The 20932-nt window shown below is 62.3% G+C and carries 16 protein-coding genes; 12 read left to right on the forward strand and 4 right to left on the reverse strand.

Translation table 11 applies throughout. The features are described 5' to 3' along the window. Positions 1-291: 291 nt before the first annotated feature. Entirely contained in the window at positions 292-2304 is a 2013-nt protein-coding gene (locus NKI67_RS19345; protein ID WP_352646430.1) for an acetyl-CoA carboxylase biotin carboxylase subunit, read from the forward strand. 586 nt (positions 2305-2890) lie between these two features. After that, positions 2891-6418 (forward strand): DNA polymerase III subunit alpha, encoded by a 3528-nt coding sequence (gene dnaE, locus NKI67_RS19350; protein ID WP_352568807.1) that lies wholly within the window; start codon positions 2891-2893, stop codon positions 6416-6418. Between the two features lie 14 nt (positions 6419-6432). Here dnaE and NKI67_RS19355 read toward each other — a convergent pair whose 3' ends face one another. After that, positions 6433-7314 carry a DMT family transporter gene (locus NKI67_RS19355; RefSeq protein WP_023679994.1) on the reverse strand — a complete coding sequence of 294 codons (882 nt, stop codon included), beginning with the start codon at positions 7312-7314 and terminating at the stop codon, positions 6433-6435. A gap of 173 nt (positions 7315-7487) precedes the next feature. Here NKI67_RS19355 and NKI67_RS19360 point away from each other — a divergent pair, with 173 nt between their 5' ends. Next, on the forward strand, positions 7488-7994 hold the full coding sequence (locus NKI67_RS19360; RefSeq protein WP_352568806.1) for a hypothetical protein: 507 nt from the start codon (positions 7488-7490) through the stop codon (positions 7992-7994). Between the two features lie 623 nt (positions 7995-8617). Here the strand turns inward: NKI67_RS19360 and NKI67_RS19365 are convergent. Continuing rightward, a complete protein-coding gene (locus NKI67_RS19365; RefSeq protein WP_352568805.1) occupies positions 8618-8905 on the reverse strand; it encodes a GIY-YIG nuclease family protein in 288 nt (95 codons plus the stop codon). Positions 8906-9153: 248 nt separating this feature from the next. Continuing rightward, the gene (locus tag NKI67_RS19370) at positions 9154-10482 is read right to left on the reverse strand and encodes a DNA polymerase IV (RefSeq protein WP_352568804.1); all 1329 of its coding nucleotides are present in this window, start codon (positions 10480-10482) and stop codon (positions 9154-9156) included. A gap of 68 nt (positions 10483-10550) precedes the next feature. Between NKI67_RS19370 and NKI67_RS19375 the strand changes: the two genes are divergently transcribed. Continuing rightward, positions 10551-11126 carry a GNAT family N-acetyltransferase gene (locus tag NKI67_RS19375; RefSeq protein WP_023679991.1) on the forward strand — a complete coding sequence of 192 codons (576 nt, stop codon included), beginning with the start codon at positions 10551-10553 and terminating at the stop codon, positions 11124-11126. A gap of 303 nt (positions 11127-11429) precedes the next feature. Next, complete coding sequence (locus NKI67_RS19380; RefSeq protein ID WP_352646496.1) at positions 11430-12770, forward strand: hypothetical protein; 1341 nt, start codon at positions 11430-11432, stop codon at positions 12768-12770. Positions 12771-12960: 190 nt separating this feature from the next. Here the strand turns inward: NKI67_RS19380 and NKI67_RS19385 are convergent, their stop codons facing one another. Beyond that, positions 12961-13260: a DUF3572 domain-containing protein gene (locus tag NKI67_RS19385; protein WP_352568802.1), complete on the reverse strand. Its 300-nt coding sequence runs from the start codon at positions 13258-13260 to the stop codon at positions 12961-12963. A 172-nt stretch (positions 13261-13432) separates the two neighbouring features. Between NKI67_RS19385 and NKI67_RS19390 the strand changes: the two genes are divergently transcribed. The 7 genes from NKI67_RS19390 (at position 13433) to NKI67_RS19420 (ending at position 20930) form a co-directional block, all read left to right on the forward strand. Next, entirely contained in the window at positions 13433-13849 is a 417-nt protein-coding gene (locus NKI67_RS19390; protein ID WP_348625950.1) for a response regulator, read from the forward strand. A 33-nt stretch (positions 13850-13882) separates the two neighbouring features. After that, the gene (locus NKI67_RS19395; protein WP_352568801.1) at positions 13883-15256 is read left to right on the forward strand and encodes a PleD family two-component system response regulator; all 1374 of its coding nucleotides are present in this window, start codon (positions 13883-13885) and stop codon (positions 15254-15256) included. Positions 15257-15718: 462 nt separating this feature from the next. Then, positions 15719-16453, forward strand: coding sequence for a FadR/GntR family transcriptional regulator (locus tag NKI67_RS19400; protein WP_023679986.1), 735 nt, complete (start codon positions 15719-15721; stop codon positions 16451-16453). Next, the gene (locus tag NKI67_RS19405) at positions 16450-17637 is read left to right on the forward strand and encodes a PLP-dependent transferase (protein ID WP_352646433.1); all 1188 of its coding nucleotides are present in this window, start codon (positions 16450-16452) and stop codon (positions 17635-17637) included. The genes NKI67_RS19400 and NKI67_RS19405 overlap by 4 nt, the downstream gene beginning before the upstream one ends. Positions 17638-17666: 29 nt before the next feature. Next, positions 17667-18944, forward strand: coding sequence for an ABC transporter substrate-binding protein (locus NKI67_RS19410; RefSeq protein ID WP_031212851.1), 1278 nt, complete (start codon positions 17667-17669; stop codon positions 18942-18944). A gap of 214 nt (positions 18945-19158) precedes the next feature. Further along, on the forward strand, positions 19159-20082 hold the full coding sequence (locus NKI67_RS19415) for a carbohydrate ABC transporter permease (protein ID WP_352455645.1): 924 nt from the start codon (positions 19159-19161) through the stop codon (positions 20080-20082). Beyond that, positions 20082-20930 (forward strand): carbohydrate ABC transporter permease, encoded by an 849-nt coding sequence (locus tag NKI67_RS19420; RefSeq protein WP_352455646.1) that lies wholly within the window; start codon positions 20082-20084, stop codon positions 20928-20930. Before NKI67_RS19415 ends, NKI67_RS19420 begins: the two co-directional genes overlap by 1 nt. Positions 20931-20932: the final 2 nt, after the last annotated feature.

Consider the following 20932-nt stretch of genomic DNA (forward strand, 5'->3'; position numbering starts at 1 on the left):
CACGGGGACCTTCAAGGTCGACCTCCATGATCTGCAGCGGCTTTCCGGCGGCGACGGCGACAGCGGCGCGCGTTTTCATCAGGCATCCTCCCAAGGCAGTCTGCAATCCAGGTTAGATTTAACTTACCATTCAGCTCTGCGCTATGCACGAAGCGACGTTCTGACCCCGGATTTTCGTCAGCGCCCGCCGATTTGCATGCGGGATAGGCTCCGACTTTGCCTTGACCGGCCCCCTGAAGCCCATAAAACGGGAAGCCCGTAAAAGAAGGGCAGCCGAGGGACGAGGCCTGCATGTTCACAAAGATCCTGGTCGCCAACCGTGGCGAGATCGCCTGCCGCGTGATCAAGACGGCGCGCAAGATGGGCATCGCCACCGTCGCGGTCTATTCCGACGCCGACCGCGACGCCGTGCATGTCGAAATGGCCGACGAGGCGGTGCATATCGGGCCTTCGCCGGCTGCGCAAAGTTATCTGGTCGCGGAAAAGATCATCGCCGCCTGCAAGGCGACAGGAGCAGAGGCCGTGCATCCCGGCTACGGTTTCCTGTCCGAGCAGGCATCCTTCTGCGAAGCGCTGGAGCAGGAAGGCATCGTCTTCATCGGCCCGAAGCCCAAGGCCATCAAGGCGATGGGCGACAAGATCGAATCGAAGAAGTTCGCCAACGCGGCCAAGGTATCGACGGTGCCCGGCTGGCTCGGCGTCGTCGAAAGCGCCGCCCATGCCGAAAGAATAGCCGGCGAAATCGGCTATCCCGTGATGATCAAGGCTTCGGCCGGCGGCGGCGGCAAGGGCATGCGCATCGCCTGGAGCAAGGCAGAGGTGCGCGACGGCTTCGACCGGGCGCGGTCGGAGGCCAAAAGCTCGTTCGGCGATGACCGCGTCTTCATCGAAAAATTCATCGTCGATCCGCGCCATATCGAAATCCAGGTGCTCGCCGACGCGCATGGCAACACGCTCTATCTCGGCGAGCGCGAATGCTCGATCCAGCGCCGCAACCAGAAGGTCGTGGAGGAGGCGCCGTCGCCGTTCCTCGACGCCAAGACCCGCAAAGCCATGGGCGAGCAGTCGGTGGCGCTGGCCAAGGCCGTCGACTACCAGAGCGCCGGCACGGTCGAGTTCATCGTCGACAGCGACAAAAACTTCTATTTCCTGGAAATGAACACGCGGCTGCAGGTCGAGCATCCGGTGACGGAGCTCGTCACCGGCATCGACCTGGTCGAGCAGATGATCCGCGTGGCGGCCGGCGAAAAGCTCGCCATCAAGCAGAGCGACGTCAAGCTGAACGGCTGGGCGGTGGAAAGCCGCCTCTATGCCGAAGACCCGTATCGCAACTTTCTGCCGTCGATCGGCCGGCTGACGAAATACCGGCCGCCGGAAGAGGGAAAATTCGGCGAAATCGTCATCCGCAACGATACCGGCGTCACCGAAGGCTCGGAAATCTCGATGTTCTACGACCCGATGGTCGCCAAGCTGTGCACTTGGGCGCCGACACGGCTGGCGGCGATCGACGCGATGTCGGAAGCGCTGGACAGTTTCGTCGTCGACGGCATCGAGCACAACATACCGTTCCTGGCGGCGCTGATGCAGCATCCGCGCTGGCGGGAAGGGCGGCTATCGACGGCGTTCATCGCCGAGGAATATCCCGACGGCTTCGCGCCCATTGTGCCGAACAGCGAAGAAAACGCGGTGCTGGCCGCGATCGTAACCGCGGTCGAACTGCTGCGCCGCGACCGGCTCGACCGGCTGGGCGGGCGGCTGGCGCCGCATTCGGGCGCCTTGAAACGCGATTGGGTGGTGAAGATCGGCCGGGATTATCTTTCGGTTGCCGTCGTCGAAGGCATGATTTCCATTCCGATCGAGCTCGACCTCACAATCGACGGCGGCAAACCGCTGACGGTGGCCTCCGACTGGCGGCCGGGCGATCTCATCTGGCGCGGCGCGGTCGGCGGCCGCAAGGTCGCGGCGCAAGTCAGGCCGGTGCTGAACGGGTTCCGCATCGCCTGGAAAGGCATCTCGGTGACAGCCCGCGCCATGCTGCCGCGCACCGCCGAGCTCGAAAGGCTGATGCCGGAAAAAGTGGCGCCGGATACCTCGAAGATGCTGCTTTGCCCGATGCCCGGCCTCGTCGTATCGATCGCCGTTGCCGAGGGGCAGGAGGTCAAGGCCGGCGAGACGCTTGCCGTGGTCGAGGCGATGAAGATGGAAAACGTGCTGCGCGCCGAGCGCGATCTCATCGTCTCGAAGCTCAACGCCAAGCCCGGCGACAGCCTTGCCGTCGACGCGGTGATCATGGAATTTGCGTGAGTACTGAAATCCGCCCTCGACGCCCGTCAGAAGTTGGCGGGACAGCGCCCCCCTCTGTCCTGCCGGACATCTCCCCCTCCAGGGGGGAGATTGGCAGCCTCGGCGCCACGCTCGCTCCTGCAACGTTGGAAATTGGCGAAAGCCGAGATGATGGCCAATCTCCCCACTAGAGGGGGAGATGTCCGGCAGGACAGAGGGGGGCGCGAAGGAACGCGACTTTGCAATTGGTTGAGCATGCTCGCTTGAGGAGGGACAAGGCGAGGCCGTGAGGAATTCGCACTTTTTTGCCGTCACAGCGTATTTTGTTCTTGCTTTGTGCCGGCAGCTATGCTACTAATTTGGCTATGGTGTTAATTGGCTCCAATGACCCGCCCGCTGTGGCGGGTTTTGTGTTTCCGACCTGAGGTTGGCGGGACAGCGCCCTCTCTGTCCTGCCGGACATCTCCCCCACGAGGGGGGAGATTGGCAGCTTCGGCGGTTGCTCTAAACTTCCAAAGCTCCAATCACTACCGCTGGACTCGTGTTACCCGGTGCCGGACAATACATCTTCATCGACTGAGTCCTTGTGAGGCGGCGCGAAAAAACCATGGCGGATGAAAGACTTCCACGCGATCCCTTGCTGCGCGAGGCCTATGCAAAGGCGTCGCGGGCGGAGGCGGCGGCGCGTCGGTTCATTCATCTGCGCGTGCATTCGGCCTATTCGCTGCTCGAAGGTGCCTTGCAGCTCGGCAAGATCGTCGGCCATGCGGTGCAGGACGAATGCCCGGCAATCGCCGTCACCGACACCAACAATCTGTTCGGCGCGCTGGAATTCGCCCAGAAGGCGGTAAAGGACGGCATCCAGCCGATCATCGGCTGCCAGATCGACCTCGCCTTTTCCGGCGAGGCGAGCGACAGCCAGCGCGACCGCAGGCGGCAAGGACCGGAGATGCGGCCGGTCGTCCTGATCGCCGCAACCGAGGCCGGCTACGGCAATCTGGTCAGGCTGGTCAGCCGCGTCTACCTCGAGACACCGCCCGGCGAAGCGGTGCATCTGACGAGCGAGATGCTGCAGGGCCACACCGACGGATTGATCTGCCTTACGGGCGGGCCGCGCGGTCCGATCGGCACTGCCTTGAAACAGGATCGCCGCGAACTCGCCGAGACCCGGCTCTCGGCGCTCAAGAGCCTGTTCGGCGACCGGCTCTATGTCGAGCTTGAGCGGGTCTCCGGCTACGACCGCGCCATCGAGCAGTCGTCGGTCGATCTCGCCTACCGCCACGATCTGCCGCTGGTTGCCACCAACGAGGCGTTTTTCTTCTCTCGTGAAGACTATGAGGCGCATGACGCCCTGATCGCCATCGCCGAAGGTTCCGTGGTTGCGGCCGACAATCGCCGCCGCCTTTCGCCCGACCACTTCCTGAGAAGCCAGGCCGATATGGCGAGGCTGTTCGCCGACCTGCCGGAAGCAATCGACAACACCGTCGAGATCGCGCTGCGCTGCTCGTATTACCCGAAGACCCGCAATCCGATTCTGCCGCGCTTTGCCGGCCGCGATGTCGCCGACGCCGATGCTGCGGTGAAGGCTGAGGCGCAGGAGCTTGCCAGGCAGGCGCATGAAGGGCTAGAGGCGCGGCTGGCGGCGCACGGGCCGACGCCCGGCTATACCGTCGAGCAATATCGCGAAAGGCTGGATTTCGAGCTCGGCGTCATCGAGAAGATGAAATATCCGGGCTATTTCCTGATCGTTGCCGACTTCATCAAATGGGCCAAGGCACAAGGGATTCCGGTCGGCCCGGGCCGCGGTTCGGGCGCCGGCTCGCTGGTCGCCTATGCCACGACCATCACCGACATCGACCCACTGCGTTTTTCGTTGCTGTTCGAGCGCTTCCTCAATCCCGACCGCGTGTCGATGCCCGACTTCGACATCGACTTCTGCCAGGACCGGCGCGAGGAAGTCATCCGCTACGTCCAACGGAAATACGGCCGCGACCAGGTTGGCCAGATCATCACCTTCGGCACGCTGCAGGCGCGCGCGGTGCTGCGCGACGTCGGCCGCGTGCTGCAGATGCCTTACGGGCAGGTCGACAAGCTGAGCAAGATGGTGCCGTCGAACCCGGCCAATCCGGTCAAGCTCGCCGACGCCATCGCCAACGAGCCGCGCTTTGCCGAAGAGGCGGAGCGTGAGCCGATCGTGCAGACGCTGCTCGATACGGCGCAGAAACTGGAAGGTCTTTATCGGCACGCCTCGACGCACGCCGCCGGCATCGTCATCGGCGACCGGCCGCTGTCGGAGCTGGTGCCGATGTACCGCGATCCGCGCTCGGACATGCCGGTCACGCAGTTCAACATGAAATATGTCGAGCAGGCCGGGCTGGTGAAATTCGACTTCCTTGGCCTGAAGACGCTGACGGTGCTGGACAGGGCCGTCAAGCTGATCCGCCGCCGCGGCATCGAGATCGATCTTGCCCACATTCCGCTCGACGACCCCGAAACCTACGCCATGCTGTCGCGCGGCGAGGTGGTCGGCGTGTTCCAGGTGGAAAGTGCCGGCATGCGCAAGGCGCTGATCGGCATGCGGCCCGACTGTATCGAGGACATTATCGCGCTGGTCGCGCTCTACCGGCCGGGGCCGATGGAGAACATACCGACCTACAACGCCAGAAAGCACGGCGAGGAGGAGATGGCGTCGATCCACCCGAAGATCGACCATCTCGTCAAGGAGACGCAAGGCGTCATCGTCTACCAGGAACAGGTGATGCAGATCGCGCAGGAGCTCTCCGGCTATTCGCTGGGCGAAGCCGATCTGCTGCGCCGCGCCATGGGCAAGAAGATCCGCGCCGAGATGGACAAGCAGCGCGAGCGCTTTGTTTCGGGCGCGGTCGAGCGCGGCGTCGGCAAGCCGCAAGCCGACTTCATCTTCGACCTGCTGGCAAAGTTTGCCGACTACGGTTTCAACAAATCGCATGCCGCCGCCTATGCCGTCGTCTCCTACCAGACCGCCTATCTGAAGGCGCATTACCCCGTCGAATTCCTGGCGGCATCGATGACGCTCGACATGGGCAATACGGACAAGCTCGCCGATTTCCGCCAGGATGCGCTGCGCCTCGGCATCGAGGTGGTGGCGCCGTCGGTCATGACGTCGTTCCGGGATTTCGAGGTAGGCGAGAACCGCATCTTCTATTCGCTGGCCGCGCTCAAGGGCGTCGGCGACGCGGCGGTCGAGCACATCGTCGCCACGCGCGGCGAAAAACCCTTCAAGAGCCTCGCCGATTTCTGTGAAAGGGTCGATCCGAAGATCGTCGGCAAGCGCGTCTTCGAAAGCCTGATCATGGCCGGCTCGCTCGACTGCTTCGGTCATGACCGCGCGGCGATGATGGCCGGCGTCGAGCGGATGATGGGGCTGGCGTCGCTGGCGCAGCAGAATGCCGTCACCGGCCAGCATGACATCTTTGGCGCCTCGCTCGGCGCACAGTCGCAGGCGCTCAACTTGCCGGCGACCGATCCCTGGCTCGCCGCCGACCGCCTGCACCGTGAATTCCAGGTGGTCGGGTTCTATCTCTCGGCGCATCCGCTCGACGAATACAAGGCGGCGCTGCAGAAAATGCGGGTGCAGACCTGGGGCGAGTTTTCGGCCGCCGTTAAACGCGGTGCTGCCGCCGGCCGGCTCGCCGGCACGGTGACCACCAAGCAGGAGCGCAAGACGCGCACCGGCAACAAGATGGGCGTCGTGCAATTCTCCGACACGTCCGGCCAGTATGAAGCGGTGCTGTTTTCCGAGGGGCTGGCGCAATACCGCGACTTGCTCGAACCCGGCCGCTCGGTGGTGATCACCGTTTCGGCCGAGGACAGGCCTGAAGGCGTCAATCTGCGCATCCAGACCGTGCAGTCGTTGGAGGAAGAGGCAAGCCGTATCCAGAAAGCGTTGCGCATCTTCGTCAGAAATGACGCACCGGCATCGACAATCCAATCGCAGCTTGGCCAGCGTGGCGACAGTCAGGTGAGCATCATCGTCATCAAGGAAGGCGGCGAGGGCGAGGTCGAGATCGAGTTGCCCAACCGCTACCGCGTATCGCCTCAGATCGCGTCGGCGATGCGGGCGGTGCCGGGCGTGGTCGAGGTGGAACTGGTCTAAGAGTTAGCGCACGCTTATGAAGCGGCGATCTCCGCCGGTTGCGGTGCTCTCCGCTGCAGGTTGAGCAGATTTCCCATGAGGATCAGCAGGGCGCCACCGGCGGTGAAGGCGTCGATCTGCTCGTGATAGAGCAGCCATCCGATCACCGCCGACAGCGGCACGCGCAAAAAGTCCATTGGCGAGATGACCGTCGCATCGGCATAGACAAGTGCGCGGGCCATGCAGAAATGCGACGACATGCCGGTGAAGGCGATGAGCAGGATCCACGGCCAGAGCTCAAGCGGCGGGTTTTGCCATTCGTAAAGCGCCGGGACCAGGCCAAGCAGCGACTGGATGATCAGCATCCAGAAGATGATGCGCACGACGCTGTCCGTCCGCGTCAGCGACTTGACGAGGACCACCGAGACGCCGAAGCAGACCGCGGCTCCCAGCACGATTACATGTCCCGGATTGACCGCGCCGACGCCCGGACGCACGATGATCACAACGCCGATCAGCCCGAGCACGATCGCTGCGAGCCGTGGCCGGGAGAGCCTTTCGCCGAGGAAACCGACGGCCAGCAAAGCAGTCCAGATCGGCGTCGTGAATTCGATCGAGATCAGTACCGCAAGCGGGATCAGCGTCAGGGCGTAGAGCCAGGCAGCCTGGCCGGTATAGTGGACGACGTTGCGGGCGATATGAGCCAGCGGGCGTCCGGTGCGCATCGCCGCAAAACCGCCTGACATCATGACCAGCGGCAACAGGATGAAAAAGCCGATCACCGAGCGCAGCTCGAGCACCTGGAAGACGTTTAGTTCGGCCGTCGTGGCGCGGCCAGCCACCGACATCGCCAGGAACGAGGCGATCGACAGCGCCATCCAGAACGCGGCCTTGGGGATCGAGGGTGCGGGTGCCATGCGGCTATGTCGCAAGCCGGAGCGCTCATCGCAACCGCTAGCCGACGCATTCGGCTGGGCCAGCCGTGCAGCGCTTCACGCAGTGATGTTGAAGCCGGAACTCGCGACTGAGGGAAGCGTTGGTCTGTCACTGCTTGCGTTCTGTGTTTTGGATACCAACGAGGAGCGGTCCGATGAAATCATTCGCACGATTTGTACTTGCCGGCTGCCTGACGGCCGGGGCCGGCGCAGCGCATGCCGACGATCCGGATTTTCTTCGCTCATTCCAGGGGAATTTCGCCGGCAAAGGCATCGTCAAGGTGACCACCGATGCGCCGACGGTGAATGTCTCCTGTCATTTCAATTCCGACGCAACGTCGAGCTCGCTATCGCTCGACGGCAGCTGCCGCGGTCTTATCGTGGTAACGCGCGCCATCAGCGCCGATCTCAAATCGAGCGGGACGAAATACACCGGCACCTATGTCGGATCGCGCACCGGGCCGGCGCAATTGAGCGGCAGCCGCTCCGGCAACGCAATCAATCTCGGCATCCGTTGGGCGAAGGAGGTCAATGGCGATCGCAAGGCGCAAATGACGGTCGAGAAGAACGGCGAGGATGGCATGCGGCTGATCGTCGTCGATACCGATCCGAAAACCGGGAAAAGTGTGGTGACCACCCGGATCGATCTGCAGCGCACGTGATCTTCTTGTTTAATCATGATCTTTTCGCGTACGCGGACCTTCGGTTCGGGATCATGGTCTGGTTGTGAAAATCTGACGCTTAGTACCGACGCGAACGACGGCTCGGGGTGGGCAGCAGTCAGTCCCGGCACAGCGATCTTGACAGGTTGGAAGCCGATCGGCAGCCAAGATTTCATCGTTCGTTTCGTTGGACCTTCATAAACATTCGGGATCGGCCGAAACTTCCCCAACTTCGTCATCCTTGGGCGAAGCAGGAGCGAAGCGCCGTCGCGGAGACCCTGGGATCCATGCGGTAACCTTAGCCGAAGAGTGCAGCGGAGCACAATTCCGCACCACGGCAGCGCTCTGATGTCGCGGCATGGATCCAGGGGTCTGCGCCGCGTCGCTTCGCTCCTTGCTCCGCCCCAGGATGACGAAGCGATGGGCGTTTGCGCTAATCGCTAAGCCGATCGGCAGCAACCGTCGATAGTTCTGTCAGCGGCCAATTTCAGTGGCAAACCGCTAACTTCGGAGATTGGCTGAAACATCCCTCCAATTCGTCATCCCAGGGCGGAGCAAGGAGCAAAGCGACGCGGCGCAGACCCTGGGATCACGCGGCAGTGCGCCTGCGGACCAGAACCGAACTACCACCCCGTTCCGCGAAAAAGCTCGAACCACTCTGGATTGGTCTTCTCGATCAGCTCGATCTTCCACTGCCGCGGCCAGCGCTTCAGCGACTTCTCGCGCTGAATGGCGTCACGAATGTCGAAATGTTCCTCGTACCAGACCAGGCGCTGCACGCCGTAGCGGCCGGGGAAGCGCGAACCTTGGCCGGATTTGTGCTCCGGCATGCGGCGGCCGAGATCGTTGGTGACGCCGATGTAGATCGTGCCGCGCTTCTGGCTCGCGGTCATGTAGGTATAGCCGGTCATGGCTGAAGGGTAGCTGGCACAGTTGCGGATACAAGCGCCGTTCTGAGCCGCTGTATTCTTCGGCTGACGTCACGGCATGGATCCCAGGGTCTCCGCGACGTCGCTTCGCTCCTGCTCCGCCCTGGGATGACGAAGACGTGGTGGCTTATCGCTAATCGCAACCTTGGAGATTGGCAGCCCGATCGGCAGGCTCCCATCCACAGCCCTTTCAGGCTCTGTCAAAGAACCAAAACCTCTGTGCAGAGGAACTAGTCCTCGACCGGTTCGGGCGGATGGGCATCGCGGCCCTTGCCGAAGGTATAGCCGGTTTCCACCGCCCTGCGGCCGAACTTGCCGCGCAGCGTGTCGATGGCGCCTTCGGCCATGGCGCGCTTGCGTGACTGGACGTCGACCAGGTCGGGCGGGTCCGCCCGGTCATCGTCGGAGAGATCGCTGACGCCAATGCCGAGCAGCCGGTATTTCGTGCCATCCGCTTCCTTGCGCAGCAGCTCGAGCCCGGTCTGAAAGATGCGGTCGGCCAGCCGGGTCGGATCGCCGAGCTGGCGATTGCGCGTGCGGATCTTGAAATCCTGGGTCTTCAGCTTGAGGACGACGGTGCGTCCGGCAATGCCGGATTTCTTCAGCCGGGCCGAGACTTTTTCCGACAGCGCCCTCAGCACCGAAACCAGTTCGTCGACGGAGGCGATGTCGGTATCGAAAGTGGTTTCTGCCGACACACTTTTCGCGTCCTGGTCGGGAACGACGCGACGGTCGTCCTCGCCGCGCGAAAGCCGGTAGAGCCGGTCGCCCATGACGCCGTAGCGGCGCATCAGATCGCCACGTTCCATGCGCTGCAACTGGCCGATGGTGCGGATGCCGTCGCGCTCGAGCGTGGCGGCAAAGGCCTTGCCGACCCCCCAGATCAGCGTCACCGGCTGCTCGGCCAGGAAGCCGATAGCCTCGGCCTCGCCGATCACCGAAAAGCCGCGCGGCTTGCGGAAGTCCGACGCCACCTTGGCCAGGAACTTGCAGTAGGAAAGGCCGGCCGAAACGGTGATGCCGATCTCCTTTTCCACGCCGAGTGCGAAGCGCGCCAGCACCACCGCAGGCGGCAGGCCATGCAGGCGCTCGGTGCCGGCGAGGTCGAGAAAGGCCTCGTCGATCGAGAGCGGCTCGACCAGCGGCGTCAGCGCCTGCATCATGGCGCGCACCTCGCGGCCGACGCGCACGTATTTTTCCATGTCCGGCGGCAGGACCACCGCTTCCGGGCAGGCTTCGAGCGCCTTGAACATCGGCATTGCCGAGCGCACGCCGTGGATGCGGGCAATGTAGCATGCGGTGGAGACGACGCCGCGCTTGCCGCCGCCGATGATCAATGGCCGGTCCTTCAACGCCGGGTTGTCGCGCTTTTCGACCGCCGCGTAGAACGCGTCGCAATCGATATGGGCAAGGCGCAGCCGGTAGAGCTCCGGATGGCGGGCGAGCCGTGGACTGCCGCAGCGCTCGCAACGGCCTGCCTCGCTGCGCTGAAAACTCAGGCAGTCGCGGCAAAAACCGTGTTCGGGATTGTTGACAGGGGCCGCCATCGCTGCGAACATAAAGAGAACAAATGCAATGGTACGTCAGGACGGACGCCACGACAAGGCGGTGGGCCGGGAGAGAGCTCATGAATACGACCATAGCGCCGCTAGTGCCCGAGCTTTGGGCGGATTTCGAAGATCTTTTCGGTAGGCAAGGCGCCTGCTACGGCTGCTGGTGCACACATTTCCGGCTGTCGCCCGCAGCGCGCCGCGCGAGCAACCGGGAGCGCAACAAGGACCACATCAAGGCGCGGATCGAGGCCGGGCCGCCGCCCGGCCTGTTGGCCTTCGAGGGTGGCCAGGCGGTCGGCTGGATGCAGATCGGCCCGCGTGCCGACGTGCCCGAATGGAACAACCAGGGCAGGGGGTCGGCGCCGATCGACCCCGCCGACGCCAGCGATCCGGGCGTCTGGGCGATCTCCTGCTTCTTCATCCGCACCAAAGCACGCGGCAAGGGCCTGTCGCACCGCCTGGTCCAAGGCGGCATCGAGTTCGCCCGCCAGAACGGAGCGCGGCTGATCGAAGCCTGCCCGATCGATCTATCGAAGGATTCGCGCTCGATCGGGCTGTTCGTCGGCTCGTCGCGGGTCTTCGAAAAGGCCGGGTTCCAGCGGTTGGTCGAACGTAAGCCAGGCCGACCGCTGATGCGGCTGGTGCTGTAACAGCTCCGCAACACATAGGCCTTCTCTTGCGGCTGCGATGGTATTTGCCTACCAGTGATAGAACGGCTTGAGGGCCGCGATTAAGTGAGGATCGAGATGAAGCGCGTTTTGCCACTTGTTTTACTTCTTGCCTGCAGCGCACCGGCCTTCGGCCAAGCGGTCGACAGGCAAGGCGCGAAGCAGCTTTCCGACGATCTGGCGCACTACATCGGCAAGAAGCTGTTCGATATCGGGTTCGTGAAAATTTCAGTCGACGGCGATGCCTACAAGCTCGCTTTCGACTTCAAGCCAGTCACGGATTTGATGGCAAAGCAGCAAGCCTTCAAGTTCGACGTCACGCCTTACTTCATCTTGGTCAAGCCACGCCAAGATGGACACTGGGACGTTTCGGCGGACGTGTCCCCGAAGGGGTCTATCGATTTCGTTGGCCCTGAGGGGGCGCAGCACATCGACTTCTCCGTGTCGGACAACAAGTTCACCGGAGTTTATGACCCCGACCTGGCCGCTTTCGCGAGCGCAACCGGTTCGATGGCTGGCATGACGATGACCACCCGAGAGCCCAAGCAGCAGGCGGATGTCACGGTCGGTGCTGGCACTGCCGTAATAGTTTCGACCAAATCCGCAAATGGCGGCATCGATTTCACGGTGATGGAAAAAATAACGAACTTCGCCGAAACGATCAAAGTCAACGATCCCAAAAGTGGGTTGAGTTTTCCGGCTGCTGTAAAAGCGCCTGAACTTTCCGTGGATGCGTCCGGCAAGGGTTTGCGGACAAAGCCGCTGCTCGACCTGCTTGCTTTCATCGTGGCGACTGATGATGCAGCCAAATTCAAGGCGGATGAGGCGGAGTTCAAATCGCTTCTGACGGCAGCACTGCCATTGTGGGAGCGGATCGACGGCACCTACGGCTTCAAGGACTTTGTGGTGGAGAGCCCGGTAGGCAAGTTCGGTGCGACGCAACTGAATACCGCCGTCGGCATGGACGGCATCGCCAAGGACGGCAAGATCAACTACGCGTTCAAGGTTTCCGGCCTGACAATACCACAGCAGGTGCTGCCCAGCTGGAGCGTTGCGTTGCTGCCGACGGATATCGACCTCAACTTCGGCGGCACCAACATCGATCTGGACAGCATGGCGAAGAAAACCATCGAAACCCTTGATTTCAGCAAGGATCCACCGCTGCCGGCAGATTTCGGCAACCAGATCTTCGCCGATTTCCTGGCCAAGACGCCAAAGGCCATTCTCGGACACAGCACGATCAAGAACGGCAACATCGAGATTGCGATGGAAGGTGAAATGACGTTCCCCGGCAAGAAGCCCGAGGCGAGCATGACCATCGATGTCGCGGGCTATGACAAGATTGTGGAGGCTCTGCAGACGGCGGCCAAGACCGAGCCGGAAGCGGCGCAGTATTTCCCCTTCGCACTCGCCGTCAAAGGATTTGGCAAGGCGCTGCCGGATGGTCGACTGGAATGGGTCGTCAACGCTAAGGCAGACGGTTCGGTCACGGTCAACGGCGCCATGCTGAAGCCGGCCGATGCCGTTCAGGACAACCCCGTCATGGACCCAAGCGAGGCTACCGTTCCGGATCATGGCTCGGGCGAGAATGACAATGGCGGGGCAGGGGCGAAGTTGAAACCCTAAGCGCCGAGCTTGGAGCGGTTCATCGTTTCCCGGAAACGCCGAACCGCTCCATGTCTTTGTTTTTGCACAATCCGGACGGAAAACCGTTTCACACTTTTCCTGGAATTGCTCTAGAAGCGGCTGGCGTTAACGCCCGAGTGCGCTCACGATTTTCGCCGCCGCGATCTGCCCGCAGTCTCGGGATCGCCGCTTATATCGAATGCTCATGATTGTCGTCGCCGAGCGGCAGCGCCCGCAATGCCTTGCCGACTGCGGCGGGCGGCGTTCCGGTCTCCTCGGAAAAACGCATCAACGTCGGCTCGTGGGCAAGGATGAACTGCAGCACGCCGGCCAGGAATCCCGGCTCGCCCGCCGCCCGGCGGATGGAATGGGCTTCGATGCCGGTGATCGCCAGGAAGCGGGGCAGAAGTTCCGAATCGGCGGCGACGAAGCCCAACGCCTTTACGGCAACCGTTTCCGCTTCCTCGCGCATTGACGCTGCGTTTGCCATCGCTACCTTCCTTCATGGGCGGAATCGTTCTGTTTTCGCAGTAGTGGCAAGTGTCGCCGGCAGCAAGCTCGCCGACCTGGAATCCGAACGCTTTTAGGGCGACCGGTTTCCGTTTCGTCAATCATATTGCCGTATAGTGGGAACAGGTTTGGTGCGTGCCGACAAGGGGCGCATGACGGCACCCTTCGAGTGGAAGGCCAGCCGGGACGGGAAATCGATGCCAAAGAAGGTTATGATCGTCGAAGACAACGAGCTCAACATGAAGCTCTTTCGCGACCTCATCGAAGCGAGCGGCTACGAGACGGTGCGCACACGCAACGGCCTGGAAGCGCTGGATCTGGCGCGGCAGCACAGGCCGGACCTCATCCTGATGGACATCCAGCTGCCGGAAGTGTCGGGCCTCGAGGTCACCAAATGGCTGAAGGAGGACGATGATCTCCACGTCATCCCGGTCATCGCCGTCACCGCCTTCGCGATGAAGGGGGACGAGGAGCGCATTCGCCAGGGCGGCTGCGAGGCATATATCTCCAAGCCGATCTCGGTGCCGCGTTTCATCGAAACCATCAAATCCTACCTGGGCGATGCCTGATGTATCTTTCCAGCCGAGCCGGAGCTTTGTGAAATGACCGCGCGGATCCTCGTCGTCGACGACATCCCAGCAAATGTCAGGCTGCTGGAGGTTCGGCTGCTCGCCGAATATTTCGAGGTCCTGACCGCCACCAACGGGCCGGACGCGATCGAGATCTGCGAGAACGGCAAGGTCGACGTCGTGCTGCTCGACGTGATGATGCCCGATATGGACGGGTTCGAGGTCTGCCGGCGGCTGAAGGGCGACCCGGCGACATCGCACATCCCTGTCGTGATGATCACCGCGCTCGACCAGGTTTCGGACCGGGTGCGCGGCCTCGAGGCCGGCGCCGACGATTTTTTGACCAAGCCGGTCAACGATCTGCAACTGATGACGCGCGTCAAGAGCCTGGTCAGGCTGAAATCGCTGACCGACGAGCTGCGGCTGCGCGCCTCGACGACACGCAATATCGGCATCGAGGAGCTTTTGAGCCGCAACTTCGCTACTGACGATGCGGTGCCGAAGGTGCTGCTGGTCGACGAGCGCAAATCCTCGTTCGAGCGCATCCAGAAGATGCTGCGCGGCAGTGCCGATCTCGACGTCGCCAAAGATCCGCATGCCGGCTTCTTCCAGGCCGCCGAGCAGCCGTATGAATGCGTGATGATCTCGACGGCCTTCGCCGATTTCGACCCGCTGAGGCTCTGCTCGCAATTGCGCTCGCTCGATCGCACCCGTTTCCTGCCGATCATCCTTCTGGCGGACGAGGGCGAGGAGGGGCGTATCATCCGCGGCCTCGAACTCGGCATCAACGATTATCTGATGCGGCCGATCGACCAGCAGGAGCTGACCGCGCGGCTGCGTACGCAGGTGCGCCGCAAGCGCTACAACGACCAGCTTCGCGCCAGCGTCACCCAGACCATCGAGATGGCGGTGACCGATGCCCTGACCGGCCTGCACAACCGCCGCTATCTCGACAGCCATCTGCAGACGCTGTTCGACCGCGCCGTGGCACGGCGCCGGCCGCTGTCGGTGATGATCACCGATCTGGACCGCTTCAAGAGCATCAACGACGCGCATGGCCATGACGGCGGCGACGACGTGCTGCGCGAATTCGCGCGGCGGCTGCGCAAGAATGTGCGCGGCATCGACCTGGCCTGCCGCTTCGGCGGTGAGGAGTTCGTCGTGGTGATGCCGGACACCGACGGCGCGGTAGCCGAAAAGGTCGCCGAGCGCATTCGCGCCGAAATCGCCCAGCTGCCGTTTGCCGTCGGCACCGAAGGCAAGGCCGTCGAAGTCACCGTCAGCGTCGGCGTGTCGTCGGTGCTGAAGGGGGTAGACACGGTCTCGGCGCTGATGAAACGCGCCGACCTCGCGCTCTACGAAGCCAAGAGCGGCGGCCGCAATCGCGTCGTCGCCAAGGCGGCTTAGCACCGAACACCAATTGCCCGGTCAACGCGACAAGGTTACGAATTTACCTTAATCTAAGCGATTTGCGAGGCTTGGTTAAGAAACGGTTGATTTCCATAAGTTGTTGCGCAAATGTGCAGCCCTTAGACGTAACCGGCACGAGGCTAGATCGCCGGTTCGACCCGAAGAATACCCCATGATGCTCAGGTCCGCCGCATCTCCTGGGTCCGTGGGGTCGGCCGGCCGGCGCTGGCACATAGTGGCCTCCTCGTACCGCTGCCAAACGCCGGCCGGCCCCCAATTTTCAAAATACATCAGGATTCTACGCCAAGACCCGGAAAACGCTTGGTTTTTGTTACGGCAGCGACAGCGCCCTTTGAAATAGCCGGCTGGGCAGAGCGTATGCGCCCGCAGTCGGTTGACAGGGCCCGTCTTCTATGCAGAAATTGGTTGGACCATTGAGCCATTTGGTGACCCGTTGGCATGACCGAATTCGGCCTTTCCCCCATACAGGCAACTGCTCGCGACGACGCGGTGCTCAAGGCGCTGGCCGGCTTTGTGATGCGGGAAGCTCTCGGGCCCGGCCAGAGACTGCCGACCGAACGCATCCTTGCCGAGCGCCTCAAGGTGAGCCGCAACACCGTGCGCGAGGCGCTGACGCGCTGGGAAGGGCTCGGCCTGGTCGAACGGCGGCAAGGCAGCGGCACCTATCTCAAGGGAGTGGTCTCGCTGGACATGCTGCACATGCCGCTGACGCTGGCCGGCGGCAATGATTTCACCAGCCTGATGCAGACGCTGGAAATCCGCCGGGCACTGGAAGCGGAAGCCGCCGCCCTGTGCGCCGTCCGCGCGGGCCAGGCAGATCTCGTCGAGATCGGGCGCAAGCTCGACATTATGGAGCAGGCCTTCCACACCCGCGCCGGGATGTCGGCGGAGGAGGACTGGGAATTCCATCAGTCGATCTACCGCAGTTCCGGCAATCCGCTGTTCGAGCAGATCATCGCCGCCATGCACGAACTGTTCCATCGTTTCTGGGAGCATCCGCTCGGCGTGCGTGATTTCGGCCACGCCAGCTTTCCTTACCACCGCACCATCTACGAACGCATCGCCGCGCACGATCCGGAGGGGGCCCGGGCCGAGGCGCTCAAGCTGATCGCCACCGTCGAGGACGATCTGAAGCGCGGCGCGGCCAAACTCGAACTTTCAGGCCAGAAATGAGCGATCATCCCGCCGGTTTCGAAAACGACTATCTCGCCGAGGCAGCGACGCTTCTCGCCCATGACGAGCCTTTCCCCGGCGGCGCGGTGGTCCCGCCGATCTACCAGACTTCGCTCTTCACCTTCGCCAACTATTCCGAGATGGCCGACACATTCGCCGGCAGGCGACGTCAGCCGATCTATTCGCGCGGCGACAACCCGACGGTCATGGAGTTCGAGGCGCGTGTCGCCGCTCTCGAAGGCGCGGAGGCCGCGCGCGGCTTTTCCAGCGGCATGGCGGCGATCAGCGCCACGGTGCTTGCTTTCGTCGGTGCCGGTGAGCGCATGGTTGTCGTGCGCAATTGCTACGGCGATGCCTACCGGCTGTTCGAACGGCTTTTGCCACGGCTCAACATCAAGGTCGACTATGTCGACGGTTCCGATCCGGACGCGGTCGCGGCAGCACTTCCCGGCGCCAAGCTGCTCTACCTGGAAAGCCCGACGTCGATGATGTTCGAGCTCCAGGACATAACCCACCTGGCGCGGCTGGCCAAAGAGCAGGGCATCATCACCTCGATCGACAATTCCTGGGCGACGCCGGTGTTCCAGAAGCCGATTTCGCACGGTGTCGACCTGGTGCTGCATTCGGCCTCGAAATATCTCGGCGGCCACAGCGACACCGTTGCCGGTGTGGTGGCCGGTTCGGCCGCCCATATCCGACATATCAACGAGCAGACCTATTCCTATCTCGGCGGCAAACTTTCGCCTTTCGAGGCCTGGCTGTTGCTGCGTGGCCTGCGCACATTGCCGCTGCGGTTGCCGCATCACATGAAGAGCGGGCTGACCATCGCCGAACGGCTGAAAGCGCATGACCATGTCGAGCGGGTCAACCACCCGGCCTATTCCAACCATCCAGGCAAGGCGACGCTTGCCGGCTATGCCGGGCTGTTCTCGTTCGAAGTGACGGAAGACGTCGACATCCCGGCTTTCGTCGATGCGCTGAAACTCTTTCGCATCGGCGTCAGCTGGGGCGGCCATGAAAGCCTGGTCGTTCCGGCAAAGGCCTCGCTCGAGCAGACGCCGGGCCTGAATTCGATGGCGCGCTTCGGCGTCAGCCCACGAACCATCCGCTTCAGTGTCGGATTGGAAAGTGTCGAAGACCTGTGGGCGGATGTTGCCCGGGCCTTCGACAGAGCAAAAAGATAAAGGAGCCGTTCAAAATGGGAGTGCTGAACATGAAAAAACTGAGCATCCTTCTTGGTGCCGTCGCGGGTCTGGCGATTTCCGCCGGCAGCGTGCTGGCCGATTCCACGGTCAAGATGGTCGAGGTCATCACCAGCCCGCCGCGTACCGAATTCCTCAAGAAGCAGATCGCCGAATTCGAGGCGGCCAATCCGGGTGTCAAGGTCGAGCTGGTATCGCTGCCCTGGGGCCAGGCGTTCGAGAAGTTCCTCACCATGGTGCAGGCCGGCGACACGCCCGACATCGTCGAGATGCCGGAACGCTGGATGGGTCTCTATGCGACCAACGGCCAGCTCGAGGATCTCGGGCCATACATGGCCAAATGGGACGATGCCAAAACGCTGGGCGAGCGTGCCAAGCAGTTCGGCTCGACGGTCGATAACAAGCAGTACATGATCCCTTACGGCTATTACCTGAACGCGCTGTTCTGGAACAAGAAGCTGTTCAAGGAGGCCGGTCTGGACGGTCCGCCGGCGACGCTCGATGAATTCGTCGAGGACTCCAAAAAAATCTCGGCGATACCGGGCAAATACGGCTACTGCCTGCGCGGCGGCCCGGGCGCCTTCAACGGCATGCATATGTTCATGAACATCGCAGCCGGCAAGGGCGGCTATTTCAACGAGGACGGCACCTCGACCATCAACGAGGAAGGCTCGGTCAAGGGCCTGCAGATGCTCGCCGACATGTACAAGAACGGCCTGGCGCCGAAAGATGCGGTGAGCTGGGGTTTTAACGAGACCGTCACCGGCTTCTACAGCGGCACCTGCGCCATGCTGAACCAGGATCCCGACGCGCTGCTCGGCATCGCCGACAAGATGAGCGCCGACGACTTCGCCGTGGCACCGATGCCGGTCGGGCCGAGCGGCAAATCCTATCCGACGCTCGGTTATGCCGGCTGGGCGATGTTCGCCAATTCCCAGCACAAGGACGATGCCTGGAAGCTGATGGCGACGCTGTTGTCGCCCAAGGACAATCTGGAATGGGCAAAGGAAGTCGGTGTCATTCCAATCCACAACGGCGCCGACCAGGACGCCCACTTCAGGACCGAGCAGTTCAAAGGCTGGTTCGAGGAACTGAACAACGGCGACAAATACGAGATGGTGACGCCTCCGACGCATCTGGAAAACCTTGGCAATTTCGTAGACCAGGTGGCGATCAAGAATTTTCAGGAAGTGCTTCTTGGCCAGAAGGCGGCCAAGGACGTGGCCGACGAATGGGCCAAGTTCCTGACCAAGGAACAGCAGGACTGGCTGGCCAAGAACAAGAAATAGCTTTTGTTCCTTCTCCCCGTTCACGGGGAGGGGGTGTCACGACGTGACGGATGAGGGGCGGCGCCAACCCGACTTGGCTCGCGCTGCTTCTCATCTGCCTGCCCGTCCTCCGCAGCAGCTGCGCTGCAGCTGCGGAGGGTGGACCGGCATCTCCCCGTAAACGGGGAAGGCGCTGTCGCCAGCCCGTGCTTACCCAGGAGACGATCAAGTACCAATGACCTATGCCGTGTCCGAAATCCGATCCGCCGGCAGGCCGCGAAAGAAGCGGCTATCCCATGCCGCGATCGAGCCTTGGCTCTATCTCAGCCCGGCGATCGCGCTGCTGGTCGTCGTGCTCCTGGTGCCGCTGGTTATCGGTGTCGGCTACTCGTTCCGCAAATTCTCCGCTTTCAAATCCGAATATGTCGGGCTTGGGCAGTATCAGGCGATGCTGTCGGATCCTGTGCTCGGGCAGGCGCTCGTCAACACGCTATGGTGGACGGCAGCCAGCCTGTTCTTCCAATTTTTCCTTGGACTTGGCCTGGCGCTGCTGCTCGATACGCCGTTCCGGGGCAGAAAGATCGTGCAGGCCGTGGTGTTCCTGCCTTGGGCGGTACCGTCCTTCCTCTCGGGCCTGACCTGGGCCTGGCTGTTCAACCCGATCATCGGGCCGCTGCCGCATTGGCTCTACGCCTTGGGGCTGAAAGCCGAGCCAACCAACGTGCTCTCCGATCCCTCGACAGCCATGTGGGGGCCGATCGTCGCCAATGTCTGGTTCGGCATTCCCTTTTTTGCCGTCACGCTTTTGGCGGCGTTGAAGTCGATCCCGTCAGAACTGCATGAGGCGGCGGCGATCGACGGCGCCTCGCCGTGGCAGCGCTTCACCAAGGTGACGCTGCCGTTCCTGGCGCCGACCATCGTCATTACCGTCATGCTGCGCACGATATGGATCGCCACATTCGCCGACCTGATCTTCGTCATGACCGAAGGCGGGCCTGCCGGTTCGACCGCCACGGTGCCGGTCTATATCTATGTCAGCGCGTTCAAGTCACTGGATAAGGGCTATGCCTCGGCGGTGGCGGTGCTGCTGCTTGTGCTGCTCATCGTCTATGCGATTGCGCTGATAGGCATCCGCCGATCGCTGGTGAGGCACGTCTGATGATTGCCGGACGCTCCGTCTCCTCGCGCATTCTCGGCGGCATCGGCCTTTACGGCGCCATCGCCGCCTATATGGCCTTCGCGCTGTTCCCGATCTTCTGGACGTTGAAGATCTCGGTCACGCCGGAGCGGCTGCTCTATTCCGAAGGCATCACTTTCTGGCCGTCGCAAACGACGCTGCAGAACTTCGTCACCGTGCTCGAAGCCACCGATTTTCCGCGCTATTTCCTGAACAGCGTTATCGTTTCGGTGTCGACGGCAGCCTTCGTAACGGTCATTGCCACGCTGGCCGGCTACGCCATGTCGCGATTTTCCTTCCGCGGCAAGGCGACCCTGGCCATCCTGCTTTTGCTCACCCAGACTTTTCCGCTGGTGATGGTCATTCCGCCGATCTACCGCATCATGGGACAGATCGGCCTCATCAACAGCCTGACCGGCCTCGTCATCATCTACACCGCGTTCAATACGGCCTTTGCGACCTTCCTGATGCAATCTTTCTTCGACGGCATCCCGCGAGACCTGGAAGAGGCAGCCATGATCGACGGCTGCACGCGCCTGCAGGCGATGCGCAAGGTGATCGTGCCGCTGACGCTACCCGGCATGGGCGCGACGCTCGGCTTCGTCTTTACCGCCGCCTGGAGCGAGTTGCTGTTTGCGCTGATGCTGATTTCCAGCGACGACCAGAAGACCTTCGCGGTCGGCCTGCTCACCTATATCGGCAAATTCGCGGTCGACTGGGGACAGATGATGGCTGCTTCCATCCTGGCGCTGATCCCGGTCTGCGTCTTCTTTGCCTTCCTGCAACGCTACCTCGTCACCGGCCTTACCGCCGGTGCCGTCAAGGGATAGAT

Origin of the sequence: Mesorhizobium sp. M0408 (genome assembly GCF_040321495.1) — a bacterium.
Taxonomy (GTDB): domain Bacteria; phylum Pseudomonadota; class Alphaproteobacteria; order Rhizobiales; family Rhizobiaceae; genus Mesorhizobium.

Bases quoted from the DNA above. Each gene is read 5' to 3' on its own strand.
- NKI67_RS19360 (WP_352568806.1), top strand. From the start codon at position 7,488: ATGAAATCATTCGCACGATTTGTACTTGCCGGCTGCCTGACGGCCGGG.
- NKI67_RS19345 (WP_352646430.1), top strand. From the start codon at position 292: ATGTTCACAAAGATCCTGGTCGCCAACCGTGGCGAGATCGCCTGCCGC.
- NKI67_RS19400 (WP_023679986.1), top strand. From the start codon at position 15,719: ATGACCGAATTCGGCCTTTCCCCCATACAGGCAACTGCTCGCGACGAC.
- NKI67_RS19395 (WP_352568801.1), top strand. From the start codon at position 13,883: ATGACCGCGCGGATCCTCGTCGTCGACGACATCCCAGCAAATGTCAGG.
- NKI67_RS19370 (WP_352568804.1), bottom strand. From the start codon at position 10,482: ATGTTCGCAGCGATGGCGGCCCCTGTCAACAATCCCGAACACGGTTTT.
- NKI67_RS19365 (WP_352568805.1), bottom strand. From the start codon at position 8,905: ATGACCGGCTATACCTACATGACCGCGAGCCAGAAGCGCGGCACGATC.
- NKI67_RS19420 (WP_352455646.1), top strand. From the start codon at position 20,082: ATGATTGCCGGACGCTCCGTCTCCTCGCGCATTCTCGGCGGCATCGGC.
- NKI67_RS19355 (WP_023679994.1), bottom strand. From the start codon at position 7,314: ATGGCACCCGCACCCTCGATCCCCAAGGCCGCGTTCTGGATGGCGCTG.
- NKI67_RS19405 (WP_352646433.1), top strand. From the start codon at position 16,450: ATGAGCGATCATCCCGCCGGTTTCGAAAACGACTATCTCGCCGAGGCA.
- NKI67_RS19380 (WP_352646496.1), top strand. From the start codon at position 11,430: ATGGCAAAGCAGCAAGCCTTCAAGTTCGACGTCACGCCTTACTTCATC.
- NKI67_RS19415 (WP_352455645.1), top strand. From the start codon at position 19,159: ATGACCTATGCCGTGTCCGAAATCCGATCCGCCGGCAGGCCGCGAAAG.
- NKI67_RS19390 (WP_348625950.1), top strand. From the start codon at position 13,433: ATGACGGCACCCTTCGAGTGGAAGGCCAGCCGGGACGGGAAATCGATG.
- NKI67_RS19375 (WP_023679991.1), top strand. From the start codon at position 10,551: ATGAATACGACCATAGCGCCGCTAGTGCCCGAGCTTTGGGCGGATTTC.
- dnaE (WP_352568807.1), top strand. From the start codon at position 2,891: ATGGCGGATGAAAGACTTCCACGCGATCCCTTGCTGCGCGAGGCCTAT.
- NKI67_RS19410 (WP_031212851.1), top strand. From the start codon at position 17,667: ATGAAAAAACTGAGCATCCTTCTTGGTGCCGTCGCGGGTCTGGCGATT.
- NKI67_RS19385 (WP_352568802.1), bottom strand. From the start codon at position 13,260: ATGGCAAACGCAGCGTCAATGCGCGAGGAAGCGGAAACGGTTGCCGTA.